This window comes from Rhodococcus sp. 1R11, from assembly GCF_004563845.1.
Taxonomy (GTDB): domain Bacteria; phylum Actinomycetota; class Actinomycetes; order Mycobacteriales; family Mycobacteriaceae; genus Rhodococcoides.
Map to the genome: position 1 here is coordinate 247,121 of NZ_SPNG01000006.1, position 13,205 is coordinate 260,325.

General features: G+C 65.5%; 13 protein-coding genes and 1 pseudogene. 3 read left to right on the forward strand and 11 right to left on the reverse strand.

The window, feature by feature from the left end:
• The first annotated feature begins 115 nt into the window (after positions 1-115).
• Positions 116-1,120 (forward strand): hypothetical protein, encoded by a 1,005-nt coding sequence (locus tag E4P29_RS13295; protein WP_135045302.1) that lies wholly within the window; start codon positions 116-118, stop codon positions 1,118-1,120.
• Between the two features lie 30 nt (positions 1,121-1,150).
• Here E4P29_RS13295 and E4P29_RS26540 read toward each other — a convergent pair.
• Positions 1,151-2,593: pseudogene (locus tag E4P29_RS26540) on the reverse strand (plasmid pRiA4b ORF-3 family protein).
• Between E4P29_RS26540 and E4P29_RS13310 the strand changes: the two are divergent.
• Positions 2,511-2,861 carry a VOC family protein gene (locus E4P29_RS13310; protein WP_135045307.1) on the forward strand — a complete coding sequence of 117 codons (351 nt, stop codon included), beginning with the start codon at positions 2,511-2,513 and terminating at the stop codon, positions 2,859-2,861. The pseudogene E4P29_RS26540 and the gene E4P29_RS13310 overlap by 83 nt on opposite strands.
• A 2-nt stretch (positions 2,862-2,863) precedes the next feature.
• On the opposite strand, the gene E4P29_RS13315 is transcribed toward E4P29_RS13310, so the two are convergent.
• The 9 genes from E4P29_RS13315 to E4P29_RS13355 form a co-directional block, all read right to left on the reverse strand.
• Entirely contained in the window at positions 2,864-3,979 is a 1,116-nt protein-coding gene (locus tag E4P29_RS13315; RefSeq protein ID WP_135045309.1) for a TDT family transporter, read from the reverse strand.
• Positions 3,980-4,047: 68 nt separating this feature from the next.
• Positions 4,048-4,956: a LysR family transcriptional regulator gene (locus E4P29_RS13320; RefSeq protein ID WP_135045311.1), complete on the reverse strand. Its 909-nt coding sequence runs from the start codon at positions 4,954-4,956 to the stop codon at positions 4,048-4,050.
• 24 nt (positions 4,957-4,980) lie between these two features.
• Positions 4,981-5,841, reverse strand: coding sequence for a GIY-YIG nuclease family protein (locus E4P29_RS13325; RefSeq protein ID WP_135045313.1), 861 nt, complete (start codon positions 5,839-5,841; stop codon positions 4,981-4,983).
• Positions 5,825-7,015: a DNA cytosine methyltransferase gene (locus tag E4P29_RS13330; protein WP_245154302.1), complete on the reverse strand. Its 1,191-nt coding sequence runs from the start codon at positions 7,013-7,015 to the stop codon at positions 5,825-5,827. Before E4P29_RS13330 ends, E4P29_RS13325 begins: the two co-directional genes overlap by 17 nt.
• Before the next feature lie 100 nt (positions 7,016-7,115).
• Positions 7,116-8,060 (reverse strand): CopD family protein, encoded by a 945-nt coding sequence (locus tag E4P29_RS13335; protein ID WP_135045315.1) that lies wholly within the window; start codon positions 8,058-8,060, stop codon positions 7,116-7,118.
• Between the two features lie 16 nt (positions 8,061-8,076).
• Positions 8,077-8,598: a copper resistance CopC family protein gene (locus tag E4P29_RS13340; RefSeq protein WP_135045479.1), complete on the reverse strand. Its 522-nt coding sequence runs from the start codon at positions 8,596-8,598 to the stop codon at positions 8,077-8,079.
• A 74-nt stretch (positions 8,599-8,672) separates the two neighbouring features.
• On the reverse strand, positions 8,673-9,335 hold the full coding sequence (locus E4P29_RS13345) for a YcnI family protein (protein WP_135045317.1): 663 nt from the start codon (positions 9,333-9,335) through the stop codon (positions 8,673-8,675).
• 51 nt (positions 9,336-9,386) lie between these two features.
• Positions 9,387-9,920 carry a hypothetical protein gene (locus E4P29_RS13350; protein WP_135045319.1) on the reverse strand — a complete coding sequence of 178 codons (534 nt, stop codon included), beginning with the start codon at positions 9,918-9,920 and terminating at the stop codon, positions 9,387-9,389.
• A 16-nt stretch (positions 9,921-9,936) separates the two neighbouring features.
• Positions 9,937-10,587 carry a DUF6474 family protein gene (locus E4P29_RS13355; protein WP_027494864.1) on the reverse strand — a complete coding sequence of 217 codons (651 nt, stop codon included), beginning with the start codon at positions 10,585-10,587 and terminating at the stop codon, positions 9,937-9,939.
• A gap of 183 nt (positions 10,588-10,770) precedes the next feature.
• Here E4P29_RS13355 and E4P29_RS13360 point away from each other — a divergent pair, with 183 nt between their 5' ends.
• Positions 10,771-12,339 (forward strand): TM0106 family RecB-like putative nuclease, encoded by a 1,569-nt coding sequence (locus E4P29_RS13360; RefSeq protein WP_245154315.1) that lies wholly within the window; start codon positions 10,771-10,773, stop codon positions 12,337-12,339.
• Positions 12,340-12,379: 40 nt separating this feature from the next.
• On the opposite strand, the gene E4P29_RS13365 is transcribed toward E4P29_RS13360, so the two are convergent.
• The gene (locus E4P29_RS13365) at positions 12,380-13,147 is read right to left on the reverse strand and encodes an SDR family NAD(P)-dependent oxidoreductase (protein ID WP_027494862.1); all 768 of its coding nucleotides are present in this window, start codon (positions 13,145-13,147) and stop codon (positions 12,380-12,382) included.
• Between the last annotated feature and the right edge of the window lie 58 nt (positions 13,148-13,205).

Consider the following 13,205-nt stretch of genomic DNA (forward strand, 5'->3'; position numbering starts at 1 on the left):
GACCACACACATCCGGGGGGACATCATGAGCAACCGCAGATCGCGTAGCAGAAAGACCAGTCGCGAGGCCCACAGTCAGGTTCAGCGTGAAAGGGAACCTCTATTTTGGCCGAGCGTGCTTCTTCACTTCTCCGATTGGCTGATCGAGAATGCCTGGGTCGCAGATCAGTTGACGGCTTATGCGACAGCAATGACAGTCGATCGGTCGGTCCGCGAGCGGAACGTGAGCGTGTACGGCGCAGATTTTCCGATCGACATGTTCTGTCTCGATGATCACGAGTACTTGGACCTCGATGACTATGAGCGGTCGCCATGGGAGCGCGACGAGATTCGTCGCGCTATCGATCTGTTCGGCACGTTCGTCGTCGCCGAACGGTTGTCGCCATCTCAGAACGAAGAGATCTCGAGAGAGATCGGGTTCCCGTCTGCATTCGCGTCGGTGCCCAGTTCTCCGATATCGCCGGGGCGCTCGAGCCCACTGAGTACACCGATAATGGTCTCACTCCTGCAACGGTTGGCATCGTGGGCTGCGACCGAGCGCCGCGCGCCATCGGCCCGAATCGACTACTGGGACGACTCGGCCGAGATCGTTGCCGCGCTCGGGATTCCGGGTTTCGACAGCATCCCTGAACAACCTGACTTCATGGCAATGGTGAACTATCGATCGGTGTTGGATACCGCCCGTAGGGTCGGGGTTCTCGAGCACGCGGGCCAGACTTACACCCGCGGACCCGAAGCCGGAGCTTGGGTGGTGTCTCCAAGTGCGGACCGAACTCGCGCCGCCGTGGTCGAGGCGTACGCATCCTGCTTGACGCCTGTGTACGACTCCGGCGATGATTCCGTGCAGTCCGAGCTCGTGGCAGGCTCGACGTTGGCGACCACCGTGCTCGTGCGCAGCCTCGTCGGTGATCCGGTAGGGGAATCCGACGGTGTCGTCCTGGGAACGATGTCCGACAGCAAGGTGATTCAGACCGTCGCGACACTCCGGTTCATGTCGATGTTCGACCTCGGATTGCTCGTCAAGGTGAACGACAAGTTCTGCGTACCTGACCTTCTGGCGCCCCTGCTGCTCGAGGCGCTCGATCGAGATCGTCTGCGGCGCGCAGGGCGCGCAGCATGACCTGACGAGCGGCCGGTAGCACCTTCTGGTTCACGAGCCGAGTGCATGTACGGCAAAAGTGCGTCCCCAATCCGGTACGGCCCCGTCGCGACCCAAAGTCGACGGCACAGCGCCGATCAGAGTGAGGAAGTCCAAGGTCGGTCGAGCGAGGTACTGGGCGTAGCGTCTTTCGCTTTCGGGGATTCGCCACCCGATGGTCTCGAGGCTTCGAAGGATCAGCGAATTGCGTTCGGTCGCAAAGCAACCCCCTGCAACCGAAACCAGCAGCAGCAGGCCTGCATCCTTCTCGTACTGCTCGCGGCCGAAGGGCATCCGAGCCGCGGCGTGCGACCACAGTCGGAGCGGGTCGGTGGCCAGGGTGTTGCCCAACCGGGTGCGAAGTAGCCGTCCCTTCAGCACGCGAACCAGCCCGAGTTGCGTCACTGCAGCCCGAAGCCAGTGCACCTGCTGATGGTCCACCTCGCGGTTGGAGCTTCCGAACCATTCGGCACCCCACTCGAGCTCTGCACGCATCGCAGCAACGTCTTTGGGTGGGAGATAGCCCGCAGCAGTCAGCGTGATTCCGTCTGCGCCCACCCGCGCCAGCATCCATGTCAGCTTTTCCATTGCCGATGCCGCCGCTATGGGGTCCAGCTGTGCCACATCGAAATCGACGCGTGCGAGGATATCGGGCAGATCGGGGTGATACTCGAGGGGCCCGCGTTCGAGAAGCGAGCCGAGTTTGGGTAGCCGCTCCCGCACGCGGCCGGCCAACTCCGTCACCGCGCGCCGCAACGCGATTCTGTTGTTCGCGTCGGCCACCGCGAAGCGTTCCTCGAAGCTTCCCGCCCACTGCTTCATATGGTTGTGCTCAGGATGATCGGTATCAGCCAGAACCTTCAGCAGTTCGTCGTAGCCCGACGTGCCACCGCAGTCCTCAGGTGGGCAGGCGCGGTTGCCGTCGAGGCAGGTTGCAGTACCGGCAACGGTCGATATTTCTTCGACGACCAGGTGGTGTGTCCATCCGTCACCGAAGTCGTACTCTTACCCGAGACGATCCCCGACGGCACCGAGGACTTCGTCCACTCGAACGCCGTCCTCGAGCGTCCCGGCGCCGTCGTCCCACTCTTCGAGCGCGGACTTCATCTCGTAGCGTCGACTGGTTCGATAGGGATCGTCGCCGACGAAGAACATGTGCAGGTGTCGGTCTTCCCAGCCCATGACATCTTGGATGACGTCGTGTAGCTCGGGCAGTGTGGCGTCGGAATTGATGGTGAACCGCCGCCACACCGCTGGTTCGATGTCGGCCAGAGTCACCTTGATCGTCAGCATCGAAACATCGTCCCCCATGTGCGAGATGCCCGTCGAGAACGTCCCCGCGGGGACGCTTTCGGCGCGATACAGTCCGAACATGGACGTTGTGCGCGCGATGCCCCTGCTGACGGTCGCCGATCTCGATGCGACGCTGGACGCGTATGTCCAGGTCACCGGCATGGAGGTGGTGATGAACCATGGTTGGATCGCCACGCTTGCGTCATCGGGAGACAGCAACGCGCAGTTGAGTCTGATCACCACCGACCCCACCGGGCCGGTGAATCCGTCGGCGTCTCTCGAAGTGGACGACGTCGACGCGGCCTACCGAGCGGCGGTGGATGCGAATTTCGAGATCGTGTACGAGATCACCAACGAGGAGTGGGGCGTGCGCAGATTCTTCTTCCGAGACGCAGGCGGCAATGTGGTGAACGTGCTCGCGCACATGTGAGATCAGCTGGGCTGCAGCACGTTTCCCTGTATCACGCCTCGGGCCGTTCGAGTGGCGACGGTGATCCAGGCCGTCACGAGCACGACGTACAGCACTACGGCAAGGGCACGGACCGCGCCGAAATCGAGAGCATTGCCCAGTGCGGTCGCTCCGGTGACGCAGGTGCCGATCGGGAACGTGAACGACCACCATGTCAACGAGAAGCTCATCTTCCTCCGCGCCGCGTGCACGGTCAGGGCAGTGGCCAGTGCGAACATCAGCGCGCCGAATCCGCCCATGATCAGCCCGTAGCCGATTCCGGCGACGTGCAGCCCGACGGCAATCGAGGATTGCGCCCCGGTGAAGACCGTCGTTGCATCGTTGCCCAGCAGATTGGCAGCCGTGACCGACTGGCCGATCAACCCCAGCGTGATCCAGACCGTCGGGGCCGCGTCGACGGATGGCTTACCGCCGTGCAGCAGGCGTCCGTAGATCAACGTCATGGTGAGCATTCCGACGATCAGCGACAGCCCGAACATCGCGTAGCACCCGCACAGCAGCGCCAACCGCCATTGGCCGTCGGGCAGGTGGGGGAGCAGCAACGCTCCGGTCGATGCCGACACCATCGGCGGGACGATGGGCATCAGCCATGCCGGCAATGCCGTGACCTGCTCCCGGGCACCGGACGTCATCATGCGAAACGGCACCGCGACGCTGGTGAGCAGGCCGGTGATCGTGCCGGCGACCCACAGGGCTGCGAACACTGTGGTTGCCGCCGTGTGACCGATCAGGTCTCCGCCGAGCAGGCCGGCTCCGGCACCGACGGTGAGCATGGCCATGGGCGGTGCGCCGTAGAACTGCATCATCACCGGGTGCTGCGCGTAGTCGACTGCGCGTGCGCGATAACCGATCCAGTGCCGCACGAAGGCTGCTCCGATCACCACGAGCGCACCCGCAGCGAGCACCCATACGACGACGGCGAACACGTGCAACGCAGGAAGGTCGGCCGGCAGTGTGGCGGCCGCAGTGGCGACGATGCCGGTTCCCATGACCGCGGCGAACCAGTTAGGGGTGATGTGCTCGACGGTCCGCCTGCGTGCCGGACGGGGTGCATACGAGACGGACTCGAGGACGGTCATGACTTCACTGTGCGCGACGCGGCCCACGTCCGGTAGGTCGCAATTCGCCATCCAGCCATAACTGGAGATTATGGCTGGATGGACCCAGCGACCGTCAGAAGTTCCGCGGCCGGGCCGCTGGGCTCACGGCCCGATCGCCAGATGGCGCGCAAGTCTCTGTGCAGGGTCAGATCGGGGAGCGGCACTCCGATCAGACTGCCCGCCGCCAGCTCCGTCGCGACGGCCAGTGAACTGAGGACGGCACCGCCGATCCCCGCCGCCACAGCGGACTTGATAGCCGTTGTCGACGACACTTCCAGCAGAGGAGTCGTGGGCGGGCCGAAACCTGCTGCAGCAACCGCACTCTCGTACACGGACCTGGTTCCCGACCCGGCCTCGCGGGTGACCAGCGCCGTCTCGACTACCTGCGCGGTCGACGGTGCAGTGTGTGCCCACGGATGTCCGGGTGCCACGACGAGAACCAGTTCGTCGGTTGCGACGGTGCGGTACGTGAGTTCGGCCTGGACACTGGGGTTTTCGATGAACCCCAGGTCTGCGTCTCCGGCGAGCACCGTCGCGGCTACCACCGCCGAATTGCCCGAGCTCAGCGTGGGTACGATCTGGGGCAGCGTCGTGTGCAGTGTGACCAGCCATCTCGGCAGAAGATATTCGGCGACAGTCTGACTGGCCGCGATCTGCAGGTGGCCGATGCGCTCGGCGTGCAGCGTGGCGATCGCCGTCGCCAAGTCCTCGGCCGACCGGACGACCGGCGCTGCCCAACTCGCGACCAGCTCGCCGAACTCGGTCAGCACCGTTCCGCGTGCGCCCCGCTTCAACAACGGAGCTCCGACGCGACGCTCGAGCGCGCGGATGCGAGAACTTGCTGCCGGCTGCGACATGCCGTGGGCGTGTCCGGCACGGCCGATGCTGCCGAGCTCGGCCACCGACAGCAACAGATCGATGCTGGTGAGATCGGCAACGTGAGGGGGAAGCGGCACAGGTCGAGCCTACGGCGACGGGAGTCAGTAGTCGCTGAACAGGTCCAGCTCGGCGTCGGGCTCGGGTAGGTCTTCGGGGTCACCGGGGTCGTCTGGATCCTCGGGATCGCTACGTTCGTGCAGCACCGAACCCACCAGGGCGGTGACGTCGATGGCCGCGGGATCCGGAATGGGGTGACCCTCGACGTAGGCGAGTCGCTCCGCGGACAGGTACGCCAGACGCACTGCCTGCACCACCAGGACGCGTCGCAGACCCTCGGACACCTCACCGCGCTCGCGAGTGACCGCAGCCAATCTGGAGATGGTCTCGGCCCGTCGCGCGATCCGAATGTCGGGGTGCCCGCGCTCGATTCGGGTCTGCTCGGAGATCAGCGACCGCCGTAGTGACGCAGGCAGAGTGATGGGCTCGGAGACCGGTGGGATCTTCTCGTTCAGGATCGCTTTGTGGCGCGACCTGTCGATGGCCTCGAGGTACGCCGTGTACTCGTGGGCGTTCAAATCTCGTTCGGCTGCGCGGAATTGTTCTGCGCCGTCGGACTTCTTGAGGTCCTCGTACTGCCAGAGTGGCCAGATCTCGATCTCCGCGACCTCGAACACGTCCAGTACTCGCATTGCGACGGCGTCGGTCCGCTGGTTGGTCAGATGCCGCTGCACCCGAACGCTGAGCTTCTCCTTGGTCTGCCCCACGTAGATCGGCTCGCCGTCGTAATCGTAGAACGCATACACGCCCCACTTGGCCGCCGACCAGACGCGCCCTCGATCGTCCTTCTCGCTCAGCACATCTCGCAGTGCAGCTCGGAAGGACTGCACATCGTCCGCAGGCAGGCTGCTCTTGCGCGGCGCGACCGCCGACGCCCGCAGCGAGGACTTACCGTGACTGGACATGCGCAGCAGTCGCATTCGGCGCGATGGAACCGAGTGTCCCGTTCACCAGGGGCATCAGGTAGTGCTCCGCCAGCCACGCGACCACCGGAACGCACACCGCATCACCGAAACCGAAGAGCGCCTGGTTGTTCCGCAGACCACCGAGCGTGTAGTCGCCGGCTCCCATCAAGCGGGCGTACTCGAGAGGCGTCATCCAGCGCACCTGCAACCGGCCGTGGCCGATCTTGACCACCGCCTGCTTCGACGACCCGCCGCGCGCAGTACGCAGGCAGCCGGAGATGTCGTCGGGGCGCGCCTCCCACACCGCGACGCCGTTGCGAGTACGACGGTAGGCGGTGCGGTAACTGACCTTGCGTGCCTTCTTCAGAATCTCGATGCGCTGCAACTGAATCGAAGACAACGAACGTACGAACGCCTCGGTGCGGTCTGCATCCCACCAACGCTCGTCGCGGTAGTCCATCCGCTCGACCAGATCGCCGAGACCACTGGTCAACGGAATCGGCGGGCTGGGTAGTGGAGCGCGATGCGTCGACAGCGTCGAATCTCCGTAGACCGCCTGCAGCCAATCCGGACGCAGTTCACTGTTGGGATCGCGGGCATCCTCCGGCGGATGTTGCGCACCGATCAGGAACAAACGGGGACGGGACTGTGGGACGAACCGTCGAGCATCGATGGTGAGGACATCCACCGAATAGCCGAGTTCGTTGAGCTCACGGACCGCAGCCGCCAGATCGTCGCCCCCATGACTGGTGGCCAGACCGACGACGTTCTCCAGCGCGACCACCTCGGGACGGCCGTCACCCATTTCGTCCAGCACCCGAGTGAAGTGCCGAAATGTCGAGGAGTTCTTGCCCGCGAGACCGGCCCGGCCCCCGGCCAACGACAGATCCGTGCACGGAAACGACGCCCATGCCAACGACAGACCCTCCGGCAGATCGCCGCCGCGCGTGCCGGCAACATCCCCGAGCTGAAAATGGGCCGCGTCGTCACCGAAGTGTTGGCGATACATGTGGTGCTTGTCGCGTTCGATGTCGTTGGCCCAGCACACCTCGAAACCGGCCTGCTCCAACCCCATTCGAACCAAACCGATACCGGCGAAGAACTCGGCGACCGTGGGAATACGATCGCGCGCGGACACCGAGGAACCACCCGGCACCACAGTCAACTTCGGCATGCACTCAGGCTAGTACAGAGCCCCGACAGACTCGCTCGTCTGGTCATTCCGCTGGCTGCACTGCTGCTTGTCTGGTCATTCCGCTGGCTGCACTCCGGCCTCAGGCCGTGGTCGCCAACGCCGCCGCCAGTCCGAACGCCACCGTCAGCAGACAGACATGAGCGGCAGCTCGTCCCACCGAGTAGTCCGCCGTGGAGCGGTGCGCAGTGGCGGTCGGCAACCACGTGCGGCGGATCCGAGATGCCACGGCCACCAGGAGTACGGTCATCACGATCTTGGCGAGAACGATTCGGCCGTAACCGGTCTCGATCGCAGCGGCCGGGCTCTCCAACTTCAGAACCGCGTCGAGTACACCGGTCACGGTCACCCCGACGACGCACCACAGCGCGATCCGGGAATAGGCCGGTAGAAGCGTCGCCCATGCTGTCTTGGTCCGCAGACTCAGCGCCATCGCGCCGAGCACACCGAGCCACACCGAGGCGCACACGACATGCACGGCAACGGCAATGGACCCGAATGCGAATTGCGACATGTGCCCGGTGATCGGTCGCGCGACCAGGGCCAGCGCGGCCAGCGTGACCACGGGAACCGGGGACCAGGATGCGTCTCGTCGATATCCGAGTACGCCCACGGCGCACAGAACGAGTGCGAGAAGAACCGTCGCCGCGCCGAGTCGACCGACGGAGATCGACGCGACGAAGGCCGCAAATGCACTCGGCGACAGCGCCGTCACTGCTCTGCCCTCGGCGTCGGCTGCGGCGGCTGCCAACAGGACGAACTCGGCGACCGCCCACAGACCCGACAGGAATCCGATCGACCGCCACATCACCAGCGAGTCGAGGGCGGGCCGTCGAGATGCGGAGTTACCGTCCAGGACAGCGAGAATCCCGAACCCCAACACCACCGAACCCGACGCTACAGCGATGACGCGGAGCCACGACGACCCGCTGGGAAAGGTGGGATACGCCAGCGCGAACGCTGCCGCGACCCCCACCACCGCCGAGGCTGCGGCGACGAGCACGAGCCGAACGCTCCTCTCGCTCACCGCAGCCACGTCGGATCTACTTCTCGCTCTTCGGCTTACGCACGTCTTTCGGCTTACGCACGTCTTTCGGCTTACGCTGGTCTTTCGGCTTACGCAGTGCGAATGCCAACGCGCCAGCGAATGCGAGGACTGCAACCACGACCAGCGCGATGGGACCGTAACCGCCGAGGAACCCGTCCTCGGACTCTTCCGAGGTGCCCGACGCATCGGCCGGTGCCCCGGGTGTTCCGGACCCGTCCTGCGTCAGCGTGAACGTTGCCGTGCCGCTCACCGGATGACCGTCTGCCGAGGTGATGCGGTAGGCGAGGGTGTACTCGCCGGCAGGGCCCAGCTCACCGACATCGACGACCACGCTCTGGCCCTCGATGCGTGCATCGCCCTTCGACCAGATGTTGCCGTCGGGGCCGACGACGTTGAGCGTGGCGAACTGCGCCTGCGGCACCTCGTTGAACGTCACCGATGCCGTCGCCGGAGATACGTCGAGCGAGGAGCCGTCGGCCGGGCTGTACCCGGTGACCTGCGAATGAGCCGAAGCCATCGGAGCCGCGATCAGCAGTGCCAGCAAGGCCACCGCCGATACGACCACCGCTTTGGCGGACACGGTCAGCGCCCTCACGAGCGTCGGCTCCGTACGGTTGCACCGATTCCGAGGCCGGCACCGACGGCACCGAGAACGAGCCCGACACCGGCGATCCACCGGGCAGTGGTGTCCGAGGAGGACGTGGACGTCTGCTCGGCTGCGTCCGTTGTCTCGGCGTGGGCTCCGCCGTGCGCGTCACCGCTCGATGCTGCGAGGGTCAGTGTGGGAGCAGGCAATTCGGGCTCGCTGCCGTCCTCGGCCATCGGCTCGTTCCACTGCACGACCTCACCGTCGGTGTAGGTCTGCGTGGCCGGGAACGACACGGTTTCCTGCTCGGGCAGTGGCCCCGCGGAGAGCAGGAACTGCTGGAACTGGCCCGGACCGACCTCGGCGCCGGGATTCGCCGTCCACGTCACCGACACGGCGAGATCGGCAGAGTCCTTCTCGACGGTGGACGTCCACCCCGGAATGGGCTGGGTGCGAGCAGAATTGAGGCCCGGCAAGGTGACCTTGACCGAGTTGGTCGATGCGGTATCGGACTCGGTGGGGACGCGGAACGTCAGGACCGAGTAGCCGCCCTGCGCGGCGTCGGGCGCGGAGACGACCACATGGGCGGAGGCTGCGCCTGCGCCGATCAGCAGTGCGCCGACGGTGGCACCGGATACGAACAAAGCACGCGGAATGGAACTCTTCATGAGTGTTGGGTCATTTCTGTACGGAGGTGGAAAGAGGATGTCGGATCAGAGCTACGAGCTGATCGACATCGGGGGCCCACGACGAGAAATGGCCCAGTCCAGGGCAATACCGTGCACTGACGGCATCGCGACGGAGAACCGGACGCGACCGACAGCGGAACCGTCGGGCAGGGGAGTCAGGAGTGCGAGAACGGCACGAACGATCGATGTGATCGGGCCGTAGAGACGTTCGGCTGCGGCGATCAACAGAGCGGCGAACAGCGACGCGGCCGCGTGAAAGCCGATCATCGCGGCACTGGGCAGCAGCGAGTGACTGTGTGGTGAGCCGGACATGCCGGCCATGTCGCTCAGGCTGAGTGCGATGTGAGCGAGGAGTTGGCCACCCAGCAGGGCGGGCAAGAGGACCGTCGATCGACGCGGAACGGCAGTCATGGCACCGACGCCGAGGCTGACGACGATCAGCAGGGCCAAGCCCGATCCGCTGAGATAGCCGCCGCCCGCCATTCCGTGCGCAGCCACCGCGAGGGCGGCGGTGACCGTACCGACAGCTCCGCCGCGAAGCGGTGCAGCAGAGCCGTCGGTCATCGGATGGTCGGTGAGCTCAGCGCACGCCGAGGCGAGCGAGCACGTCCGCTTCGATGCCGTCGAGCTCAGCGGAAATGGCGGCGTGGGCAGTCTTGCGGCGCGCCGGCGGCATCTGCTCGGCTGCGCGCACAGCGGTGGTCAGATCGTCGAGACGCTCGCTGATCGCGGCACCGAAACTCTTGGTCTCCGGATCCGAATGACGCGATCCGATGGTGCTCAGCGACTTCTCGGCACCGGCGATCCGGGCACTGAGCTTGCCGCCGTGGCCCGAGTACTCGCTCAGCTGATCGGGTGCGACACCCAGCTGCTGCGCCTTGCGGTTGTCGAGCTGCCCGCGAACGACGGTGGCAGCGCGGTAGGCGATCGGAGCCAGCACCGGCAGCAGAAGCCGAGCAATACCGAGATACTTACGAATCTGAGCCACGTTCAGCGTGCCGGCCGCAGCCGCCTTCTGCTGCGCCCGCAACGCCGAGACCTGGGCCTTCTCGACGTTCTTCTGCGACTTCGCCTCCACCGCGCTGAGCTTGCGCTGCGCCTTGGCGATCGACTTCAGCTGCTTGCGCTCGTTCTTCGCGCCGAGCTTCGCCTCGAGAGTGGCCTTGTGCTTGAGGGCCTTCGCCTCCGCCTTGCGAGTGGCACGACCTTTGCGCTTACGGAACAGACCCATCGACAAGGCTCCTGACATGTGCTGCTAGGCGGTAACGGTGCGTTCCACACAGCCTAATGGGTCATTCCGCAGGCTCCACTCCCGCCTGATAGGCAGCTGTTCTTCTTCGGCTGTCGGAGGGCTCACCTAATGTCTAGCAGTGTGAACGGTCAACGAGATGCGGCAGCATCGCACGCACCTGTGCTGCTCGACGCCGGATCCTTGACGCGATGCCGGCACCGGCTCTATCTCGACACCGCCTACGGGGCGCTCCTGCGCGGTGAACCCGAGAACCCCGGGGTGCGGCAACGCCGAGAGGCGGCCCAGGCGCATCGCGAGAACATTCGCGCGCAGTTGGCAGCGGCCGACCCCATGTTGTGGACCGAGATCGACGAGCCCACGGCCCGTGCTGCGGCCGATGCGACCGTCGCGGCCTGCCGCACAGGCGTCGAACGTATCTGGAATGCAGTTCTGCCACTCGAACGCGATACCGGCCGCCGCGGGCGGAGCGAGCTCCTCGTGCGTGACGCGTCGGGCGGCTACATTCCGGTGATCGTCGTCAATCACAAGGTGACCGACCCCGGGCGCGGTGCGCGCACCACCCCGCTCACGCACTGGGCTCCGGCCGTCGACGAGACCCGCAAGGTGCGCAGCCAGTTGCGCGATCAGCTCCGCCTCGCGCACCTGTACCGCATGCTCGCCCACGAGGGCTTGGCCACGGCTACCCCGGTCGGGGGCGCAGTGGGTTATCGCGGAGAGTGTGTGTTGGTACACGACCTGACGGCCGCGCTCGACGAGTACGACATTCGATTTGCGGACCGGCTTGCGGTCGCGAGCGGTGACGCGGTGACCGTTCCCTCGCAGATCAGTGAATGCCGTTCGTGTGCTTGGTGGTTCGACTGCAAGCCACAGTTGGTGGCGGCTCGCGACGTTTCGCTCGTCGCATCGGGATCCCGAGCGGACGTGCTGCGCAGCGCTGGAGTGCGGACGATCGACGAGCTTGCGCAATGGACCGGTCCGGCCCCGGAGGAGTGGCCCTTCGGCAACTTCGACGACGCGGTGTCCGCGGCGCTGGCCTGGCGTGCCGACGTGCCGCTGCTGCGTCGATCGGAGACCGTGACGGTCCATCGCGCCGACGTGGAGGTGGACGTCGACATGGAGAGCTATCAGGAGCACGGCGCATACCTGTGGGGCACGCTCCTCACGGAGGCAGGCGGACCGCCGCCGGAGTATCGCGGCTTCGTCACGTGGGATCCGCTGCCCACCGTAGACGAGGGTCGCTCGTTCGCGGTGTTCTGGAACTGGTTGATGGACACGCGAGCCGATGCCGCGGCTCGTGGCAAAACGTTTGCAGCGTATTGCTATTCGAGACAAGCCGAGGACAAATGGTTACTCGACTCGGCCCGACGCTTCGCCGACGTCCCCGGAGTGCCCACCGAGGCGCAGATACGCGAATTCATCGACAGCGAGCAGTGGGTGGACATCTATCAGGCCGTCAGTGACCAGTTCATCTGCCCGAACGGCAAGGGCCTGAAGAAGATTGCCCCGGTGGCCGGATTCTCCTGGCGCGACGAGGAAGCCGGCGGCGAGGCGTCGATGGGCTGGTACCGGGAGGCCGTCGGATACGACTCCGATCCCGATCACACCCAGCGAGAGCGACTACTCGTCTACAACGAGGACGATGTGCTCGCCACCAAAGTGTTGCGTGAGTGGATGTCCGATCGCGCCGAGCACGAGATCCCGACCGTGGCGGACCTGCGCGATCGCGTGTGACCCCGCGCCCGAGAAGTCGGGGTCACACGCGAAAGGGTTTCTAGCGCGGCGCCATCCGGATTGCGCCGTCCATGCGGATCGTTTCGCCGTTCAGGTAGTCGTGCTCGGCGATCATCTGCACCAGCTGGGCGTACTCGCTGGGCTGCGCGAGACGCGACGGGAAAGGCACCGACGCCTCGAGGCCCTGACGGTATTCCTCGGTGACACCGGCGAGCATCGGGGTGTCGACGATGCCGGGGGCGATGGTGTTCACGCGAATGCCGACCTGGGCCAGGTCGCGGGCCGCGGTGATGGTCATCGCGTGCACGCCGCCCTTGGAGGCGGTGTATGCGATCTGGCCGATCTGACCCTCGAATGCGGCGACCGATGCAGTGTTGATGACAACGCCGCGCTGGCCGGCGTCGTCGACGGTGGACTGCGACTGAATGCGGTTGGCGGCCAGCCGCATCACGTTGAACGTGCCGAGCAGGTTGATGGTGATGACGGTGCGGAACAGCTCGAGATCGTGCGGTCCCTTCTTGGACAGGATGCGGCCTGCCCAGCCCACGCCTGCGCAGTTGACGACGATGCGCAGCGGCACACCGGACTCGACGATGGTGTCCAGTGCCGCCTCGACCTCGGCTTCACTGGTGACGTCGGCGGGAATGAGGGTCACGCCGTCCGGGACGCTGTCTCCGGCGCGCTCGATGGACTGCGGCAGATCGAGACCGAACACCGTGACGCCCGCGCCTGCCAGACGTGCTGCGGTTGCCGCTCCGAGGCCCGACGCGCCACCGGTGACGAGTGCTGCTGTTCCTGAAATCTCCACGTCGTACGATCCCCTTCGTTAGCGGTGTCGGGTCGCGGCACAGGCAGCGACCACGCTG

What these genes read in the sequence shown, in the direction of transcription:
- E4P29_RS13310 (WP_135045307.1), top strand. Translation starts at nt 2,511, where the DNA reads ATGGACGTTGTGCGCGCGATGCCCCTGCTGACGGTCGCCGATCTCGAT.
- E4P29_RS13315 (WP_135045309.1), bottom strand. Translation starts at nt 3,979, where the DNA reads ATGACCGTCCTCGAGTCCGTCTCGTATGCACCCCGTCCGGCACGCAGG.
- E4P29_RS13325 (WP_135045313.1), bottom strand. Translation starts at nt 5,841, where the DNA reads ATGTCCAGTCACGGTAAGTCCTCGCTGCGGGCGTCGGCGGTCGCGCCG.
- E4P29_RS13330 (WP_245154302.1), bottom strand. Translation starts at nt 7,015, where the DNA reads ATGCCGAAGTTGACTGTGGTGCCGGGTGGTTCCTCGGTGTCCGCGCGC.
- E4P29_RS13340 (WP_135045479.1), bottom strand. Translation starts at nt 8,598, where the DNA reads ATGGCTTCGGCTCATTCGCAGGTCACCGGGTACAGCCCGGCCGACGGC.
- E4P29_RS13345 (WP_135045317.1), bottom strand. Translation starts at nt 9,335, where the DNA reads ATGAAGAGTTCCATTCCGCGTGCTTTGTTCGTATCCGGTGCCACCGTC.
- E4P29_RS13350 (WP_135045319.1), bottom strand. Translation starts at nt 9,920, where the DNA reads ATGACCGACGGCTCTGCTGCACCGCTTCGCGGCGGAGCTGTCGGTACG.
- E4P29_RS13355 (WP_027494864.1), bottom strand. Translation starts at nt 10,587, where the DNA reads ATGGGTCTGTTCCGTAAGCGCAAAGGTCGTGCCACTCGCAAGGCGGAG.